The organism is Streptomyces sp. NPDC001728 (assembly GCF_040297565.1).
Lineage (GTDB): Bacteria > Actinomycetota > Actinomycetes > Streptomycetales > Streptomycetaceae > Streptomyces.
The window spans coordinates 41,355-60,026 of the sequence record NZ_JBEOZK010000026.1 but is presented as its reverse complement, the minus strand read 5'-3'; the positions used below and the strand labels follow the sequence as shown (position 1 = coordinate 60,026).

Annotated in this window: 13 protein-coding genes; 8 read left to right on the top strand and 5 right to left on the bottom strand. The window is 74.2% G+C overall.

The features are described from left to right. Positions 1 to 11: 11 nt before the first annotated feature. Positions 12 to 344: a hypothetical protein gene (locus tag ABT154_RS34010; protein WP_502969616.1), complete on the bottom strand. Its 333-nt coding sequence runs from the start codon at positions 342 to 344 to the stop codon at positions 12 to 14. Between ABT154_RS34010 and ABT154_RS29920 the strand changes: the two genes are divergently transcribed. Genes ABT154_RS29920 through ABT154_RS29905 form a run of 4 tightly spaced genes read left to right on the top strand, consistent with a single transcriptional unit; the run spans position 328 to position 6,778 of the window. Further along, positions 328 to 2,538: a serine/threonine-protein kinase gene (locus tag ABT154_RS29920; RefSeq protein ID WP_502969615.1), complete on the top strand. Its 2,211-nt coding sequence runs from the start codon at positions 328 to 330 to the stop codon at positions 2,536 to 2,538. The genes ABT154_RS34010 and ABT154_RS29920 overlap by 17 nt on opposite strands. Continuing rightward, positions 2,535 to 4,007: a PP2C family protein-serine/threonine phosphatase gene (locus tag ABT154_RS29915; RefSeq protein ID WP_351860915.1), complete on the top strand. Its 1,473-nt coding sequence runs from the start codon at positions 2,535 to 2,537 to the stop codon at positions 4,005 to 4,007. The genes ABT154_RS29920 and ABT154_RS29915 overlap by 4 nt, the downstream gene beginning before the upstream one ends. 54 nt (positions 4,008 to 4,061) lie before the next feature. Continuing rightward, complete coding sequence (locus tag ABT154_RS29910) at positions 4,062 to 5,387, top strand: vWA domain-containing protein (RefSeq protein ID WP_351860914.1); 1,326 nt, start codon at positions 4,062 to 4,064, stop codon at positions 5,385 to 5,387. Positions 5,388 to 5,428: 41 nt separating this feature from the next. Then, complete coding sequence (locus ABT154_RS29905) at positions 5,429 to 6,778, top strand: FHA domain-containing protein (RefSeq protein ID WP_351860912.1); 1,350 nt, start codon at positions 5,429 to 5,431, stop codon at positions 6,776 to 6,778. A 9-nt stretch (positions 6,779 to 6,787) separates the two neighbouring features. Here the strand turns inward: ABT154_RS29905 and ABT154_RS29900 are convergent, their stop codons facing one another. Beyond that, positions 6,788 to 7,741, bottom strand: coding sequence for a methyltransferase domain-containing protein (locus ABT154_RS29900; RefSeq protein WP_351860910.1), 954 nt, complete (start codon positions 7,739 to 7,741; stop codon positions 6,788 to 6,790). A gap of 85 nt (positions 7,742 to 7,826) precedes the next feature. Here ABT154_RS29900 and ABT154_RS29895 point away from each other — a divergent pair, with 85 nt between their 5' ends. From ABT154_RS29895 to ABT154_RS29880, 4 genes are all read left to right on the top strand, one after another. Next, complete coding sequence (locus ABT154_RS29895; RefSeq protein ID WP_317878738.1) at positions 7,827 to 8,231, top strand: globin; 405 nt, start codon at positions 7,827 to 7,829, stop codon at positions 8,229 to 8,231. Positions 8,232 to 8,419: 188 nt separating this feature from the next. Beyond that, complete coding sequence (locus tag ABT154_RS29890; protein WP_351860908.1) at positions 8,420 to 11,776, top strand: FtsX-like permease family protein; 3,357 nt, start codon at positions 8,420 to 8,422, stop codon at positions 11,774 to 11,776. Positions 11,777 to 11,907: 131 nt separating this feature from the next. Continuing rightward, positions 11,908 to 14,733: an FtsX-like permease family protein gene (locus tag ABT154_RS29885; RefSeq protein WP_351860994.1), complete on the top strand. Its 2,826-nt coding sequence runs from the start codon at positions 11,908 to 11,910 to the stop codon at positions 14,731 to 14,733. Next, positions 14,730 to 15,719, top strand: coding sequence for an ABC transporter ATP-binding protein (locus ABT154_RS29880; protein ID WP_351860906.1), 990 nt, complete (start codon positions 14,730 to 14,732; stop codon positions 15,717 to 15,719). Before ABT154_RS29885 ends, ABT154_RS29880 begins: the two co-directional genes overlap by 4 nt. A 73-nt stretch (positions 15,720 to 15,792) precedes the next feature. On the opposite strand, the gene ABT154_RS29875 is transcribed toward ABT154_RS29880, so the two are convergent. The 3 genes from ABT154_RS29875 to ettA are packed head-to-tail and all read right to left on the bottom strand — an operon-like array spanning position 15,793 to position 18,574. Next, positions 15,793 to 16,467, bottom strand: a complete 675-nt coding sequence (locus tag ABT154_RS29875) for a DUF8010 domain-containing protein (RefSeq protein WP_351860904.1) — start codon at positions 16,465 to 16,467, stop codon at positions 15,793 to 15,795. Further along, a complete protein-coding gene (locus ABT154_RS29870; protein ID WP_351860902.1) occupies positions 16,464 to 16,904 on the bottom strand; it encodes an acyl-CoA thioesterase in 441 nt (146 codons plus the stop codon). Before ABT154_RS29870 ends, ABT154_RS29875 begins: the two co-directional genes overlap by 4 nt. Positions 16,905 to 16,909: 5 nt before the next feature. Then, entirely contained in the window at positions 16,910 to 18,574 is a 1,665-nt protein-coding gene (gene ettA, locus ABT154_RS29865) for an energy-dependent translational throttle protein EttA (RefSeq protein ID WP_351860900.1), read from the bottom strand. Positions 18,575 to 18,672: the final 98 nt, after the last annotated feature.

The following is an 18,672-nucleotide window of genomic DNA, read 5'->3' as shown; positions in this document are numbered from 1 at the left end:
GTGGGGAGCTGTCAGCGTCCTTCGTGCGAGGGATCGTACGAGGACATGGGAGGCGGCGAGCTGTACTGCGACACCTGCGGGCTCGCCCCGGTGGTGGCGCCCGGGGGGCTGATCGGCTCGACGCCGACGGGGATGGCCGTGCCGGGCAGGAACACGGGCACGGGCTCCGTCGCCGGTTCCGGCGTCGGGGGTGCGGACTCCGGCTCCTCCCGGAGCGGTTCGGGGGCGTCGTCGCGGGCCTCGTCGCGTTCGTCGACGTCCCGGCGTTCGGTCTCGGGGCGGCTCTCGCGTGCGCTCTCCGGGGCGTCCGCGTCACGTTCGGTGTCGGTGCGCTCCTCGGGCACCTCGACCGGGCAGTCCGCCCGCAACCGGCTGGGCGCGGGTCTGGTGTCGATCCCCGAGGTGCCGCGTCCGGACCCGCGGGCCGCGGTGATGGAGAACGCCGAGGTCCCCGAGCGGAAGCGTTTCTGCTCGCGTTCCGACTGCGGTGCGCCGGTGGGCCGTTCGCGGGGTGACCGGGAGGGCCGTACCGAGGGCTTCTGCACCAAGTGCGGGCACCCGTACTCCTTCGTGCCGAAGCTGCGCGGCGGGGACATCGTCCACGGCCAGTACGAGGTCGCGGGCTGTCTCGCGCACGGTGGCCTCGGCTGGATCTACCTGGCCGTCGACCGGGCCGTCTCCGACCGCTGGGTCGTCCTCAAGGGCCTGCTCGACACCGGCGACCAGGACGCGATGGAGGCGGCGATCTCCGAGCGCCGCTTCCTCGCCGAGATCGAGCACTCCAACATCGTCCGCATCTACAACTTCGTCGAGCACCTCGACCAGCGCACCGGCTCCATGGACGGCTACATCGTCATGGAGTACGTCGGCGGCAAGTCGCTCAAGGAGATCGCCAACGACCGCCGCACCCCGGACGGCCGGCGCGATCCGCTGCCGGTCGAGCAGGCCTGCGCGTACGGGATCGAGGCCCTGGAGGCGCTCGGGCACCTGCACAGCAGGAACCTGCTGTACTGCGACTTCAAGGTCGACAACGCCATCCAGTCCGAGGACCAGCTCAAGCTGATCGACATGGGCGCGGTCCGGCGGATGGACGACGACGAGTCCGCGATCTACGGCACGGTCGGCTACCAGGCGCCGGAGGTGGCCGAGGTCGGCCCCTCGGTGGCGAGCGACCTCTACACGGTGGCGCGCACGCTCGCCGTGATGACCTTCGACTTCCAGGGCTACACGAACGTCTTCGCGGACTCGCTGCCGGACCCGGAGCACATCGAGGTCTTCCGGACGTACGAGTCCTTCTACCGCTTCCTGGTCCGCGCCACCGACCCGGACCCGGCGCGCCGGTTCGCCTCCGCGCAGGAGATGGCCGAGCAGCTGACCGGGGTGCTGCGCGAGGTCGTGGCGCTCCAGTCGGGACGGCCGCGCCCGGCGCTCTCCACGCTGTTCGGCACGGAGGTGCGGGTCACGGACACCGCCCTGTTCGCGGAGCTGACGGAGGACGTGTCGCTGCTGGGGGCACGCGCCGGGCGCAGGCGGGCGGCGCAGGCCGCCGCCGTGTCGGGGGCGCTTCCTCCGGCGGGTGCCGCCGTGCCCGGACAGGGGCTCGGGGCCCTGCTCGCGCCGCTCGACACGCCCGCCACCGCGCTCGCGCTGCCCGTGCCGCGCGTCGACATCGGCGACCCCAACGCCGGGCTGCTCGCCGGACTCGCGGTCGCCGCCCCCGGCGAACTGCTCGCCGCCCTGCACGCCGCGCCCGCGCCCTCCGCGGAGCTGCGGCTGCGCACCCTGCGGGCCCAGCTGGAACTGGGTGACGCGACCTCCGCCGTGCGGACCCTGGCGGGTCTGGAGGAGCGGGACCCGGACGACTGGCGGATCGTCTGGTACCGGGGCGTCACCTCCCTGGTGACCGGGGACCACGAGCACGCGGCGCTCGCCTTCGACGCGGTGTACGACGCCTTCCCCGGCGAGCCGGCGCCGAAGCTGGCGCTCGGGATCTGCGCCGAGGTGCTCGGCCAGCTGGACAACGCCGCCGAGTACTACCGCCTGGTGTGGGCCACCGACCCGAGCTTCGTGAGCGCCGCCTTCGGGCTCGCCCGGGTGCGGCTCGCGGCGGGCGACCGGGCCGGGGCCGTACGGACCCTGGAGTCCGTGCCGGAGGCCTCGATCCACTACACGGCGGCCCGGGTGGCGACCGTGCGGGCGCGGCTGCGGCGGCGCCCGGCGGCGGACCCGCTCGGGCCCGATCTGACAGCGGCGGCGGCGCAGGTCTCCGCGCTCCAGGGCTTCGGTCTGGACGCGGTGCGCCGGGAGCAGTTGTCGACGGAGGTCCTCGGGACGGCCCTCGACTGGGTACTCTCCGGGAGTCCCGGTGCGGAACCGGGCGGCGGCGCGCTGCTGCTCGGGAGTGAACTGGACGAGCGCGGACTGCGCTTCGGCCTCGAACGCTCGTACCGGGTGCTGGCCCGGCTCGCCCAGCGGGGCGAGGAGAGGATCGAACTGGTGGAGCGGGCCAACCGCTTCCGCCCCCGGACGTGGGTGTGAGGATGTCCCAGAAGCCGAAGCCGTCGCACGGACTGGCCGCGTGTCCGGACTGCGCGGAACCCCTTGAGCCGGTCGACCGGTTCTGCGGGGCCTGCGGGTACGACCTGACGGCCGCGGCGGCCGGCGGGGCGGAGCCCGACCATCCGACCGTGGCCATCGGCACGCCCGTGGCCTGGCCGGACGCCCCGCCCCGTGATCCCGGTTCGCTGTCGACGCTGACCCAGCACCCGGGGGACCTGCCGGGCACCGACTCGGGTGGCCGCGACCTGCCGACGATGCCGGTCGCCGGGGCGCCGACGTCCCCGGGCGGTACGACTCCGGGCAGTACGCCCCCGGTCCGTACGGACGGTCCCGTGCCGCCCGGTGGGGAGACGACGGCGGGCAGCGGGGACTTCGAGCTGGCGGCCCCCGACCCGCGGACGGCGGTTCGGGCGGATCCCGTCCCACCGGCCCCGTCGGCCCCACCGGCCCCGTCGGCCCCGGCGACCGCCCCTGCCACGAGCCCCGGCGCCCCGACGGCTCCGGCCGCTCCCACCGCTCCCGCCTCCGCCGCCCTGTGCGTGGCCTGTCGTGCCGGCCGGGTCGACACCGACGGCTACTGCGAGAACTGCGGGCACGCCCAGCCCCGCGAGCGGGACCACATGGAGCGGGAGCTCGACCGCGTCGCCGCCGTCAGCGACCGCGGGCTGCGCCACCACCGTAACGAGGACGCCTTCGCCGTCTCCGCGACCACGCTCCCCGACGGCTCCCCCGCCACCGTCGCCATCGTCTGCGACGGCGTCTCCTCGGCGACCCGGCCCGACGAGGCCTCCGCCGCCGCCGCGGAGGCGGCCGGTGCCTCGCTGCTCGCCGCGCTGCCCCGGGGCACCCACCCGCAGCAGGCGATGCACGAGGCGATCGTCGCCGCCGCCGAGGCCGTCAACTCCCTCGCGGAGGAACCCGGTCAGGACGGTGCCGAGCACGAACCGCACCGCCACCGCAATGCTCCGGCCTGCACCATCGTGGGATCCGTCGTCGCCGACGGCCTGCTCGTCGTGGGCTGGGTCGGCGACAGCCGCGCCTACTGGGTGCCGGACGACCGGTCCGCCCCCGCCCGGCTCACCGAGGACGACTCGTGGGCCGCGCAGATGGTCGCCGCGGGCCTGATGAACGAGGCCCAGGCGTACGCGGACGAGCGGGCCCACGCGATCACCGGCTGGCTGGGCGCCGACGCCTACGAACTGGAGCCGCACACGGCCGCGTTCAAGCCCGACCGGTCGGGTGTGGTCGTCGTCTGCACGGACGGACTGTGGAACTACGCCGAGGGCGCCGAGGACATGGCCAGGGTCGTCCCGGCCGACGCGGCGGACCGCCCGCTGCACAGCGCCCAGGTGCTCGTCGGACACGCCCTGGACGGCGGTGGCCACGACAACATCACGGTCGCGCTGGTGCCGTTCACCGTCACTGCCCAAGAGGCGGGATCCGCCTGAGCGGTCGCCGCTCCCCCGTCCCTTCTCCGTTGTTGCCCGAGGAGCCGTAAACAGATGGCGAACTTCTCCAAGTCGACCGTGCCGCAGTTCTCGGTGGACGTCTACCAGAACGAGTTCCTGCCCGAGGGCGGCAGGGACGTCAGCGCGATCGTCACCGTCACCTCGACCGGCGGCGGTACCAGCGGGCTGTCCGGCCCGGCGGCCGACGGCGCGGCCGGGGTCGTGATCATGGTCGACTGCTCCGGTTCGATGGACTACCCCGCCACCAAGATGCGCGGCGCGCGCGAGGCGACCGCCGCCGCCGTCGACACCCTGCGCGACGGCACCTCGTTCGCGATCGTCGCCGGTACGCACACGGCGAGGGAGATCTACCCGGGGCAGGGCCGCCTCGCGGTGGCCGACGCCCGCACCAGGGCCGAGGCCAGGGAGTCGCTGCGCCGGCTGAGCGCGGGCGGCGGCACGGCGATCGGGACCTGGCTGCGGCTCGCGGACCGGCTGCTGTCCTCCGCCGACCTCACCATCCGGCACGGCATCCTGCTGACCGACGGCCGCAACGAGCACGAGTCGCCCGAGGAGCTGCGGGCCGCGCTCGACGCCTGCGCCGGCCGCTTCACCTGCGACGCGCGCGGGGTGGGCACCGACTGGGAGGTCAAGGAGGTCACCGGGATCGCCTCGGCCCTCCTCGGCACCGCCGACATCGTCGCCGACCCGGCCGCCCTCGCCGGCGACTTCACCTCGATGATGGAGCACGCGATGGGCAAGGGCGTGGCGGACGTCGCGCTGCGCCTGTGGACGCCGGTCGGGGTGGAGATCGCCTTCGTGAAGCAGGTGGCGCCGACGGTCGGGGACCTGAGCGGACGGCGTACGGAGGCCGGGCCGCGCGCCGGGGACTACCCGACGGGCTCGTGGGGCGACGAGTCCCGCGACTACCACGTGAGCGTGCGGGTCCCACAGGCGGCGGTCGGCCGGGAGATGCTGGCGGCCCGGGTCTCCCTGATCGCACCGGATCCGCTGGGCGGCGACCCCCGGACGCTGTCCCAGGGACTGGTACGGGCGGTGTGGACGGACGACCTGGCGATGTCGACCTCGATCAACCCGCAGGTCGCGCACTACACCGGCCAGGCCGAACTGGCGGACGTCATCCAGCAGGGTCTGGATGCCCGCAAATCGGGCGATCACGACGGCGCGACGGCCAAACTGGGGCGCGCCGTGCAGCTCGCGGCGGCCTCCGGCAACGCGGATACGGCCAAACTCCTTTCGAAGGTGGTCGACGTCGTCGACGCGGCGACCGGTACTGTGCGTTTGAAGGCGAAGGTCGCGGAAGCGGACGAGATGACACTCGAGACCCGCTCCACCAAGACCGTTCGCGTGAAGAGGTAGCCCGGCCAGCGGGCCGGACGACGAGAGGGGGAAGCACCGACATGCCTACCTGCCCGAACGGGCACCAGTCGGTCTCCGACGACTGGTGCGAGGTCTGCGGCCATCGCATGGCCGGGGCGGGTGCGCCGACGGGTGCCGTACCGCCGCCTCCCCCGCCGCCGCCTCCCGCTTACGGATACCCCGGCCCCGGCAATCCCGAGGGCCCCGGCGCCCCGGGTGGCTACGGTGCGCCCGGCGGCCCCGAGGGCCATGGCGCCCCCGGTGGCTACGGTGCGCCCGGCGGCCCCGGTGGTTACGGCCCTCCCGGCGGCCACGGTGCTCCGCCCGCCCCCGGTGGCTTCGGCTCCGGTGGCGACCCGAACGCGACGGCGCAGGCGGAGCTCTGCCCGCAGTGCCGTACCCCGCGCGAGCACATGGCGCCGTTCTGCGAGGAGTGCCGCTGGAACTTCCTCACGAACACGGCGACCTCGTACACCCCGCTCGCCCCGTCCCCGCAGCAGCAGCCCGGACCGCCGCCCGGTCTGAACCTGCCGCCGGGCTTCCAGTCCCCGCCGCCGCAGGCCCCGCAGGCCCCACAGCCCCAGGACCCCTTCGGGTACCACGGCTCGCGGCCCTCGCAGGTGAACCGGCCCGCCGAGCCGCTGGGCGCCGAACCCACCCACCACCAGGCCCCGCCACAGCGCCCGCCGGCGCAGCAGCAGCCGCCCGGTCCGCCCGGGCAGCAGCCGCCGGGGCCTCCGGCGTACTTCCAGGCGCCGCCTGGACCGCCCGGCGCCCCGGTCCAGGCCCCGGCGCAGCCCGCGCCGCCGCAGCCCCGCGCGGACGACGACTGGGTCCTGTCCCCGCCGTCGCAGCCGTCGCCCCCGCAGCAGCCGCAGGGACCGCCGCCTCAGCAGCACCAGGCGCCCCCGCCGCACCAGGGCCCGCCGCCGCACATGGCGCCGCCCCCGCAGCAGTTCCAGCAGCCCCAGCCGCCGCAGCAGCCGCTGTCCTGGACCGCGCTCATCGCGCCGGACCGCGACTACTTCATGGCGATGATGCAGCGCAGCGGTCCCGAGGCGACGGGCCTGAACCTGCCCGCGTACTCACCGGCGAAGCAGCTGCCGCTCGAGGGCAACCAGATCTCCATCGGCCGCCGCCGGCACTCCACCGGCGAGTCCCCCGACATCGACCTGTCGGTGCCGCCGGAGGACCCGGGCGTCTCGCACCAGCACGCGGTGCTCGTGCAGCAGCCGGACGGCTCGTGGGCGGTGGTGGACCAGAACTCCACCAACGGCACCACGGTCAACGGCGGCGAGGAGCCGATCCAGCCCTACGTCCCCGTCCAGCTCCAGGACGGCGACCGGGTGCACGTCGGCGCCTGGACGACGATCACGGTCCGGCTCGGCTGACCGCCGCGCTCAGGCGTCCGGCAGGGGCCAGGCGTACGGCCCCGACGGGTCGTCCAGCCAGGCCCACTGCCGGTCGCCGCTGAGCGTCACCCCGAAGCGCTCCCGTCCCGGCCGCCGTTCGGACAGCCAGAGCGAGAGCGCTTCGCCGCGATCGAGGGTCGCGTCGACCAGGTCCCGGAAGAAATGGAAGAGCGAGTCCCCCGCCGGTCCGTGGCGCGGGGTGCGGGCGGCGACGCCCCGGAGCGGCACGAAGTACGCGGGCGTCGGCAGGAACCTTCCCTCCGCGTGGGTGGCGTCGCGCACCCGCAGCAGGAGCAGCCCGGTGGAGAGCGGCGCGAGGACCAGGGCGCCGCTCCGGCACTGGGCGAGCCAGGCGCGCGGGACCGAGGGCAGCGCGCAGGTCGCGACGATCCGGTCGTAGGGGGCGTGCTCGGGGCAGCCCCGGGCGCCGTCGGCGACGAGGACGGCCGGCCGGTACCCGGCGGCGGCCAGATGGGTCCTGGCGGACTCGGTGATCTCCTCGTCGAGGTCGACGGTGGTGACGTGCCGCTCGCCGAGGCGGTGGCAGAGCAGGGCCGCGTGGTAGCCGGTGCCGGCGCCGATCTCCAGGACGTCCTGCCCGTCGCGCACGTCGAGGGCCTGGAGCATCAGTGCCATCAGGGAGGGCTGGCTCGCGGAGGAGACCAGTTCCCCGTCCCGGACCCGGGTGGCGATGGCGGTGTCCGCGTAGGCGCCGCGCAGCCAGCGCTCCCGCCGCACCGGGTCGGGGTCGCCGCACCAGAGCCGCTCGTATCCGGCGGTGCCGGGGACGTAGTGGTACGGGACGAACAGATGGCGCGGCACCTCGGCGAAGGCGGCGCGCCAGGCGGGGTCGGTGAGGACGCCCGCCGCGTCGATCTCGCGCACGAGCGCCCGCCGCTCCCGCGCGCCGGCCTCGGCGAACTCGTCCCGCCGTGCACCCATGCCTCCACTCTCGCTCCCCGGCGGGTGCCCGGCGAGCGGTCCTGGATCCCAAGTCCTAGGACGGGGCATCTGAGACGATGGAACGGTGAACGAGATTCCCGGGGAAACGACGCAGGAGCAGACCTTCTACGAGCAGGTCGGCGGCGAGGAGACCTTCCGCCGTCTGGTCCACCGCTTCTACGAGGGTGTCGCGGGCGACCCGTTGCTGCGCCCGATGTACCCCGAGGAGGACCTCGGTCCCGCCGAGGAGCGCCTCGTGCTCTTCCTCATGCAGTACTGGGGCGGCCCCCGCACCTACAGCACCCACCGGGGGCACCCGCGGCTGCGGATGCGCCACGCGCCGTTCACCGTGGACCAGGCGGCCCACGACGCCTGGCTGCTGCACATGCGGACCGCGCTGGACGAGCTCGGCCTCGCTCCGGAGCACGAGCGGGAGCTGTGGCGCTATCTGACGTACGCGGCGGCGTCGATGGTGAATTCGGCCGGCTGAGTCCTCCCCCGGTCACGGACGGACACATTCCGGAGACGGAACCCCGAATAACGGTCACGATCCCATCAAGGTGGGCCCGCAAGCGGTTTCCAGCGGCACGTGCACTCTGAAAGCATCCGGGAGAAGTTTCGGGAGCGTTCGGGAAGTGTTCGACGGGCGCACCGTGATCAGGGTGGCCAGGGGGATGGGTGACGGGGTTCGTATTTCTGCGCGTCAGGGCGCACCGACTGCTGCTCGCCGCGGCACTGCTCGCCGTGCTCCTGACCACCTCGGTGCTCGCCACCCTCGCCTCCTTCTCCGGGGCGATCGGGGACGCGGCGCTCCAGGCCGGCCTGCGGGGCCGCTCCGCGGCCGCCGCCTCGCTGCTGGTGAGCGGGCAGGTGCCGGCCGCCAAGCGGGACTCCGCGGAAGCGGCCGTCCAGGACGGGGCCAGGCGGACCTTCGAGGGGCTGCCGGTGACCGTCCGGCGGCTGGAACGCTCGGGGCCGTACGCCCTGCCCCGGAGCCTCCAGCCGCCCGCCGCCCGTAAGGGCGACCCCGACCTGACCCACTTCGCCGCGCTCGACCGCGCGCGGCTCACCCTCGTCAAGGGCGCCTGGCCGTCCGCCTCCCGGACCGCCGGTGTGATCGAGACGGCGCTGCCCGAGGAGGCGGCCCGGCGGCTGCGTGTCACTCCCGGCACCGTCCTCGACCTCTCCGACCGGCTCGACAACCGGCCGGTGAAGACCCGGATCACCGGCGTCTACCGGCCGGTCGACACCCACGACCTGTACTGGCAGCTGGACCCGGCCGGCGGGCGCGGGGTGCGGACGGTCGCCTTCACCACCTACGGGCCGCTGCTCGTCGACCCCGCCGTCCTGGCCGCCGGAGCGCTGAGCACCGGCGAGACCTCCTGGCTGGGCTCCGCCGACTTCACCGGCTTCACCACCGACCGCATGGACGCCCTGCGCGTCAGCGCCACCGAGGGCCCGAAGAAGCTGGCCGGCGGCACCGAGGCCTTCGGTACGACGATCTCGGCGTCCACCTCGCTGCCGACCGTCCTCGAACAGACCCAGCGGTCCCTGCTCGTCTCCCGCTCGACCGTGCTGATCGTCGCCGTTCAGCTGGTGCTGCTCGCCGCGTACGCCCTGCTGCTCGTCGCCCGGCTGCTGAGCACCGAGCGCTCCGGCGAGACCGCGCTGCTCCGCGCCCGCGGCGGCTCGCGGCGCCGGATCGCGGGGCTCGCCGCCACCGAGGCGCTGCTGCTCGCCCTGCCCGCGGCCATCGCCGCCCCGCTGCTCTCCGGCCCGCTGACCGGGCTCTTCGCCGAGCGGTCCGCGCTCTCCTCGCTGGGCGTGCAGCTCGACACGACGCCGTCGGGCTCCGTGTGGCTGGTCGCCGCCGCCGTGGCCCTGTGCTGTGCGGCAGCCGTCGTCGCCCCCGCGCTCGCCGCCGGGGACGGCTCGGGCGTCTCCCTGCGCAAGGCCCGCTCGGCCTCGCTGCCGGGACCCGTACGGGCCGGCGCCGACCTCGGTCTGCTCGCCGTCGCCGCCGTCGCCTACTGGCAGCTCCAGCGCCCCGCCGCCACGGGCGGCACCCTCGGCACGGACGAGGCCGGCGGCGGTTCCGTCGACCCGGTGCTCATCGCCGCGCCCGCCCTCGCCCTGCTCGCGGGCACCGTCCTGACGCTGCGTCTGCTGCCGCCCGCCGCCAAGCTGGCGGAGCGGCGCGCGGCGGCCGGGCGCGGGCTCTCCGCCGCGCTGGCCGGCTGGCAGTTCAGCCGCCGACCGCTGCGGGGCGCGGGCCCCGTCCTCCTCCTCGTCCTCGCCGTCGCGATGGGCATGCTGGCCATCGGGCAGAGCGGCTCGTGGGAGCGCTCACAGCGGGACCAGGCCGACTTCCGGGCCGGCGCGGCCGTCCGCGTCCTCAGTGCCGGGCCCGGCGAACCCACCCAGACCGAACAGCTGGGTTCCGTACCGGGTGTGAAGGCGGTCGCCCCGGTGCACCGCACCACCATGGACGTGGCCGGGAAGAGCGCGACCGTCCTGGCCGTGGACACCCGCAACGCCGCCGGTGGCATGCTGCTCCGCCCCGACCTCGCCGACGTCACCGCCCGTTCCCTGCTCACCCCGCTCGCACCCCCGGCGACGACCCGCCCCGGCCTCCCGCTGCCCGCCGGCAGCCGGGCCCTCACCGCCGACCTGCGGCTCGCCGAGCCCGGCACCGAGGCCCGGGTCACCGCCGTCCTTGAGGACCCGAACGGGGTCCCGTACCGGCAGGCCCTGGGTACGGTGCCCTCCGACGGCCGCAGCCACCGGCTGACCCTCGACATCGCCGCTCTGACCGCGGGCCCCGGCGGCGCGACGGGCGGCGGCTCGAACGGCCTGCTCACCCTCATCGGCCTCGAGTTCACCGGCCCGATCGCCGACGGCCGGACGGGCACCCAGACCCTGCGCGTCGAGCGGTTCGCCGTCGTCCGCGCGGACGGCGGCGAGCAGGTCCACGCCCCGGGCCAGGTCCTCGCCACCTGGGCGCACACCTCCGGGCAGACGGAGAACGGCGACCCCCAGAAGGACAAGCCCACGTCCGGCGTCCCCGGCGCCGCCGGACCCGGCGGCCGGCCCGCCCCGTACTCCCTCACCTTCGCCGCCACGGGCGCGCGCACCGGTGTCCCCTTCTGGCACATGGAGGAGTTCACCCTGCGGATGGACGCCCCCGGTCCCAAGGCGCCCAGCAAGCTGGCGGCCGTGGCCACCGGCGGATTCATGGCGGCCTCCGGAGCGAAGCCCGGTGACCTGATCGAGGTCTCCCTCGACGGCCTCCACGTCAAGGCCGTCGTGGAACGCGTCGTCGACGAGCTGCCGACCACCGGCCCCGGCGCCCGGGTCGCCTCCGCGACCAGCGCCGTCACCACCCCCGACGACGGCGGTGCGATCCTCCTCGACCTGGCCTCGGTCAACCGCTATCTGGCCGCCGGCGGCGAGGTGGCGACCGTGCCGCCCACCGAGTGGTGGCTGACCGTCGACTCCGGCCGCACCGCCGATGTCGCCGCCGCCCTGCGCGCCCGCCCCAACGCGGACCCCGCCCAGGTCCTGGTACGCGACGAGATCGCCGCCGAACTCCTCGGCGACCCGCTCGGCGCGGGCCCCAACGCCGCCCTGATGGCGGTCGCCGCCGCCGCCGCGGCGCTCGCCGCCGTCGGTTTCGCCGTCGGCTCGGCCGGCGCCATGCGGGAGCGGTCCGCGGAGTTCGGCGTGCTGCGGGCGCTCGGCACACCGCAGCGCCGGCTGGCCCGGCTGATCGCCGCCGAGCAGGGCCTGCTCATCGGCATCGGCCTGCTCATCGGCATCGGACTCGGTACGGTCCTGGCCCGTGCGGTCGTCCCGCTGGTGGTCCTGACCGGCCAGGCCGCCCGGCCCGTGCCCCCGGTCCTCGTCGAACTGCCGCTCGGCCAGGTGGCCCTGCTGATCGCCGGGGTAGCCGCGCTGCCGCTCGCCATGGTCGCGGTGATCGCCCTGCGCCGCACCGACCCGGCCGTGACCCTGCGCCACCAGGGGGAGAACTGATGTCCGCCGCCACCGGGGAGAACCCGGAGAACGAGGAGAAGCCGGCCGGGGAGAACCCGGACACGGGCGCTTCCCCGAGCCCCGCCGAGGCGACCCCCGGCACACCCTCCGCACGCAGGAAGGCCCCCGACATGCCCCGGTCCCGGTCGTCCCGGTCCGACAAGCCCGCCCGCCCCGTGGCGCCCTGGGTGCGGACCCGGCTCCGGACCGCACCCTGGGCCGCGGCCTCGCTCGCCCTCCTCGTCCTGGTCACCGCCTATCTCGCCGCCGCGCTGCCGCGCGCCATGGACCGGTACGAGACCGAGGGCCTGCGGCACGACATCCGGACCGCCGCACCCCGCAACGCCGTCCTCGAACTGACCGCCGCGCCGCCCGGCCTGGACCTCCCCCAGGCCACCCGCGAGGCCGGTCTCGCCCCCGCCGTCCTGCAGAAGCAGCACGACGAGGCACGGGCCCTGCTCCCGGACCCGCTGCGGACCGACCCGAAGCAGAACGTCCACGGCGTCCGTACGGTCAAGCGGGTCGAGGGGCTCGACCCGTGGCTGCCCCGGCCCCAGGGGCTCTCCCCCGAGTTCGTGCTCTCCTCGCCGTCCGATCTGACCGCCCACGCCACCCTGCGCGCGGGCCGCCTCGCCGCCGGCACGGCCCGCGCCCCCGAGGCGGTGGTCACCCCGAAGACCGCCGAGTCCCTGCACCTGAAGCCCGGTTCCGTCGTACACGTGCCGGGCCGGATCGGCTCCGAGCAGATCGCCGTCACGATCACCGGGATCGTGGAGCCGAGCGGCCCCGCCGACGCCTACTGGGCCGTGGAGCCGCTGCTGCGCACCCCCGTGTTCGCCGCGGTCATCAAGAGGGACGAGGTGTTCTACTACTGGCAGGCGGCGCTGCTCCTCTCCCCCGCCTCCGCGCCCGCCGTGCTCTCCACCACCGGCGAGCCCGAGGTCTTCTTCCGCTACCTGCCCACCTCCGGTCGCCTCACCGGCCGGGACACCGAGGCGCTCGGCGCCGCCCTCGGCTCGGCTGCGGGCGGCCCGGATCTGGTGAAGATACGCGAGGTCGTGGGGCCCACCGGCGCGATGACCACGGAACTCGACACGATCGTGGACTCGTACCGTTCGATGCGCGAGGCGATCAACCCGGTCGTGGCCGTCGCCGTCTTCGGGATCGGCGCGGTCGCGGCCGTCGTCCTCGCCATGACGGGCGGTCTCTTCGTCGCCCGCCGGGACGCCGAACTGTCCCTGATCCGCTCCCGCGGCGCCTCGCTCACCGGCATCGGTCTGCGGCTGCTCGGCGAGACCTCGGCGGTCGCCGTACCGGCCGCCGCGCTCGCCCTGGTCCTGGCCGTGGTCACCGTACGGCCGCCGGACGGCGGTCCGGGCGCCGGCCCGGGCGACATCCCGCTGCTACCGTCGCTGCTCGGCGCCGTCGGCGTCGCCCTGCTCGCGATGCTGGTGCTGCCGGTACGGGCCGTCGTCATCCACCGCAGGCCGCGCCTGCACGGCGGCCGTGACGACCTGCTGACCGCGCGCCCCTCCCGGCGCCGTACGGTCCTCGAACTCACCCTGCTCGTCCTCGCCGTGGGCGCCGTGGCGTCCCTCCGGCTCCGTGGCACCGGCAACTCCGCCGACCCCCTGGTGAGCTCCGCCCCGGTGCTCGTCGGCCTGATCGCCGCCATGCTCCTCGTCCGGCTCTACCCGCTGCCGCTGCGGTGGCTCGGCCGGCCCGCTCGACGGCTGCGCGGGGCGGTCGGCCCACTTGCCCTGGCCCGCGCCGGACGCTCGTCCACGGCGGGCACCCTCCCGTTGCTCGCGCTGGTCCTCGCCCTGACCACGGCGGCCTTCGGCGGCTCGGTCCTGGCCGGTGTCGCCGACGCCCGCGACCGGGCCGCGCTGCGTGCGGTCGGCGCGGACGCGCGGATCGACGGCTCGGTGGACTGGACGCGGCTGCCCACCGGACTCGAGGAAGGGGTCCGGGGAACCCCGGGGGTACGGGACCTGGCGCCGGTGCAGATCGAGTACGGGGTGTCCCTGCCGTCCCATGAGAGCACCACCGCCCAGCCGATGAGCGGCACCCTGGTGGGCGTCGAGCCCGGCTCGTACGCCAGGCTCGCGGACCGGACGGACTTCGGCCCGTTCCCGGCGCGGCTGCTCGCCACGACCGGCAAGGGCGGCAAGGAGGCGGCGCTGGACACCGAGCGGGTACTGCCCGCCATCGCCTCGCCGTCCGTCGCCGACCGGCTCGGCAGCGCGCCGCAGGAGGTCGTCACGGCGGCCGGGGTGTTCCGGGTGAAGGTGGTCGCCGTCCGGTCGGCCACCCCGGCGCTGCCCGACGCCGACTTCCTCGTCGTCAACGGCGCCGACCTGACCCACCGGGCGGCCACGGCGCTGCTGGTCACAGGACCGAAGGACGGGGCCGCGCTACGGGCAACCGTGAAGGCGAAGTCCGACAAGCTCATGGTGTCGATGCGCAGCGAGGAGCGGGCCACCTACGTGGACTCGCCCCTCCAGTCGGGCGCCGAGGGGATGTACCTGGGCGCGATCGGCGCGGGCGCCGGCTTCGCCGTGGTGGCCGTGCTGCTCTCCCTGATGCAGAGCGCGCCGGAGCGGACCACGCTCCTCGCCCGGCTGCGGACGATGGGCCTGACCCGGAAGCAGGGGCGGCGGCTGCTCGGACTCGAAGCGCTGCCGCAGGCGGTCCTCGCGGCGCTGGGCGGCATGCTGGTCGGCTGGGCGACGGTGCCGCTGCTCGCCCCGGGCATCGACCTGTTCCGGCTGGCGCTGGCGACGACTCCGGGGTTCGCCCCGCTGGACAGCGCCCCGCTGCGGGCGGATCCGTGGTCGCTGGTGGTGCCCGCCGTCGTGGTCGTGCTGATCACGGCGCTGGCGGCCGGCGGACAGGCCTGGTGGGCGGGACGCAGGGGCTCGATCAAGGAACTCAGGGCAGGAGACGCACGATGACGAAGACCGAGACGTCGAGCCGGGGATCGTCCGTGGCGGGGTCCGCCGCGGACACCACCACCCTGGAGGAGCTGGAGCGCAGGGCGACCGCGCGGCGCGACCGGCCCTCGTACGGTCATGACGCGCTCATCGCCTGCGACCGGCTGGTCCGGATCTTCACCACGGACGGGGTGGAGGTGCAGGCGCTCCAGGGGCTCGACCTCCTCGTGAAGGAGGGCGAGCTGATGGCCCTGGTCGGCGCGTCCGGTTCGGGCAAGTCGACGCTCATGAACATCCTCGCGGGCCTGGACGTGCCGACCGCCGGCGCGGCCCGGGTCGCCGGGTGCGACCTGCTCGCGATGGACGGCAAGGCGCGGCTGCGCTACCGCCGTGAGGTCGTCGGCTTCGTCTGGCAGCAGACCGCCCGCAACCTCCTCCCCTATCTGACGGCCGCTCAGAACGTGGCGCTGCCGATGCAGTTGCGGGGCCGGGCGAAGCACAAGGCGGAGCGCGCCGAGGAGCTGCTGGCGATGCTCGGCATCGCGGACGCCCGCGACCGGCGCCCGCACCAGCTCTCCGGCGGCCAGCAGCAGCGGGTCGCCATCGCGGTCGCCCTCGCCAACAACCCGGCGGTCCTCCTCGCCGACGAGCCGACGGGCGAGCTGGACTCGGCCACCGGCGAGCAGGTCTTCGCGGCCTTCCGCCGGGCCAACGAGGAACTGGGCACGACGATCGTGATCGTCACCCATGACCAGGCGGTCGCCTCCGAGGTGCGCCGTACGGTCGCCATCCGCGACGGCCGCACCTCCTCGGAGGTGCTGCGCCGCACGGAGGTCGACGAGCAGGGCCAGGAGTCCCTGGTGGCACGGGAGTACGCGATGCTCGACCGCGCGGGCCGGCTCCAGCTCCCGGCGGACTACACCCAGTCCCTGGGCATGGAGCACCGGGTGGCGCTGGAACTGGAGCAGGACCACATCGGGGTGTGGCCCGACGACACGGAGCGCTGAGCGACCGGGGAGCGGACGGACACCGGGGCCCCGTCGACCTCGAGCTCCGACGGGCGGACATCAGGCCCTTCCGTCACCCGGACGTGCCGGGCGTGACGGTCAGCGCCATCGGAACCGTACGGAGGGCGATCGAGCCGTACGGGGTGCGCAGCCGCAGCCACGGCCCTGAGGCGAGGAGGGCGACCGGTGCCTCGGTGTCCGCGGGTGGCAGGAAGCCCAGCGACTGGGCGGCGTGCACGGCCCGCAGCGGCAGTCCGGTCGGCCCGAGGGTCCTCGACCAGATCTCGCGGCCGATGAGGTCGCGCTCGGCCCTGGTGCGCCGCTCCTCGGGCAACGCCTCGTCCCGCGCCCGGAATTCGGCGACGGCGGCGGCGACCGCGCCGCGCATCGCGACGACTCCCGGCAGTCCGGCGACCGGCTGCCAGCCGGCCCGGGGCGGGAGGACGCCCGTCCAGGGCGGCCCGGTCACGGATTCCGGGACGACCGCCTTGCCCGCCGACTCCTCGATGCCTTCGAGGAGTTCGCCGGCGGAGACGGTGACGTCGAGGTCGACGGCGTCGACCAGCCGGGCCGTACGGATGGCGAGCACCTCGAACGACGGCGGCCGGCCGAAGACGGCGAGCGCCCCGCCGCCCGCCTGGAGGCGGACGGCGGCGGCCCGGTCGTAGTGGACGAGCCGGGTCAGGAAGGCGGCGAGCGCCGCCGCCTCCCTGGCGTCGTCGAAGTGCAGCGGCGCGAGCACGGTCATACGGCGGACTTCGCTCCCCCGGACGTCATCCCGTCGTCGACGTACTCCTCAAGGAAGCCGCGCTCCTCGGCGGTGATCCGCCGGGGCCGCTGCGCCTCCAGGTCGAAGGGCACGACGACCGTGGACGCCCGTACGTAGGTCACGTCGGGGTCCTTGATCTCGTACGCGATCGTCAGCGACGCCGCGCCTATCTTCGTCACCCACGACTCGACGGTCACCGGCTCGTGCCGGTGGACCAGCGGTCGAAGGTAGTCGATCTCGTGCCGGGCCACGACGGACCCGCCGGAGAACGAGGGGGAACCGTCCCCCGGCGCCAGCCGGAACATGAAGTCGATCCGCGCCTCTTCCAGGTACCGCAGGAAGACGACGTTGTTGACGTGCCCGAAGGCGTCCATGTCCGACCAGCGCAGAGGACAGCTGTAGAGGTGTCTGGCCACTGACCTCAGCCTCGGGTCAGCTTCTTGTACGTGGCACGGTGCGGACGGGTGGCGTCCGCGCCGAGGCGCTCGACCTTGTTCTTCTCGTACGACTCGAAGTTGCCCTCGAACCAGTACCACTTGGACTCGCCCTCGTAGGCGAGGATGTGGGTGGCCACCCGGTCCAGGAACCACCGGTCGTGGGAGATCACGACCGCGGCGCCGGGGAACTCCAGGAGCGCGTTCTCCAGCGACGACAGGGTCTCGACGTCGAGGTCGTTGGTGGGCTCGTCGAGGAGCAGCAGGTTGCCGCCCTCCTTGAGCGTGAGCGCCAGGTTGAGGCGGTTGCGCTCACCGCCGGACAGCACGCCCGCGGGCTTCTGCTGGTCCGGGCCCTTGAAGCCGAAGGCGCTGACGTACGCGCGGGACGGCATCTCGACCTGGCCGACGTTGATGTAGTCCAGCTCGTCGGAGACGACGGCCCACAGCGTCTTCTTGGGGTCGATGTTGGCGCGGCTCTGGTCGACGTACGAGATCTTGACGGTCTCGCCGACCTTGATGGAGCCGGAGTCCGGGGTCTCCAGACCCTGGATCATCTTGAACAGCGTGGTCTTGCCGGCGCCGTTGGGGCCGATGACGCCGACGATGCCGTTACGGGGCAGGGTGAAGCTCAGGTCGTCGATGAGGACCTTGTCGCCGAAGGCCTTGGAGAGGTTCTCGACCTCGACGACGATGGAGCCCAGGCGCGGGCCCGGCGGGATCTGGATCTCCTCGAAGTCCAGCTTCCGCATCTTGTCGGCCTCGGCCGCCATCTCCTCGTAACGGGCGAGACGGGCCTTGGACTTGGTCTGACGCCCCTTGGCGTTGGACCGCACCCACTCCAGCTCTTCCTTGAGGCGCTTGGCGCGCTTCTCGTCCTTCTTGCCCTCGACCTTGAGGCGGGTGGCCTTCTTGTCGAGATAGGTGGAGTAGTTGCCCTCGTAGGGGATCGCACGGCCGCGGTCGAGCTCGAGGATCCACTCGGCGACGTTGTTCAGGAAGTAGCGGTCGTGGGTGACGGCCACGACGGCGCCCGCGTACTTCGAGAGGTGCTGCTCCAGCCAGTTCACCGACTCGGCGTCGAGGTGGTTGGTGGGCTCGTCGAGGAGGAGCAGGTCCGGGGCCTCGATGAGCAGCTTGCAGAGCGCGACACGGCGCTTCTCGCCACCGGAGAGGTTGGTGACCGGCCAGTCGCCGGGCGGGCAGCCCAGGGCGTCCATGGCCTGCTCCAGCTGGGCGTCGAGGTCCCAGGCGTTGGAGTGGTCCAGGTCCTCCTGGAGCTTGCCCATCTCCTCCATCAGCGCGTCGCTGTAGTCGGTGGCCATGAGCTCGGCCACCTCGTTGAAGCGCTTGAGCTTGCCCATCTGCTCGGCCGCGCCGTCCTGCACGTTCTCCAGGACGGTCTTCGACTCGTCGAGCTGCGGCTCCTGCATGAGGATGCCGACGCTGTAGCCCGGCGACAGGAACGCGTCGCCGTTGGACGGCTGCTCGATCCCGGCCATGATCTTCAGAACGGTGGACTTACCGGCACCGTTCGGGCCCACCACACCGATCTTGGCGCCGGGCAGGAAGTTCAGGAACACGTCGTCGAGAATCACCTTGTCGCCGTGCGCTTTACGCGCCTTGCGCATGGTGTAGATGAACTCAGCCAAGAGAAACCGTCCGGCAAAGAGTGAGTGGGCAGATACACCCCATCTTGCCTGACCGCCACCCCCGGGGGCGAACCAGTAGGTGGGGGGCTCGCTGACCT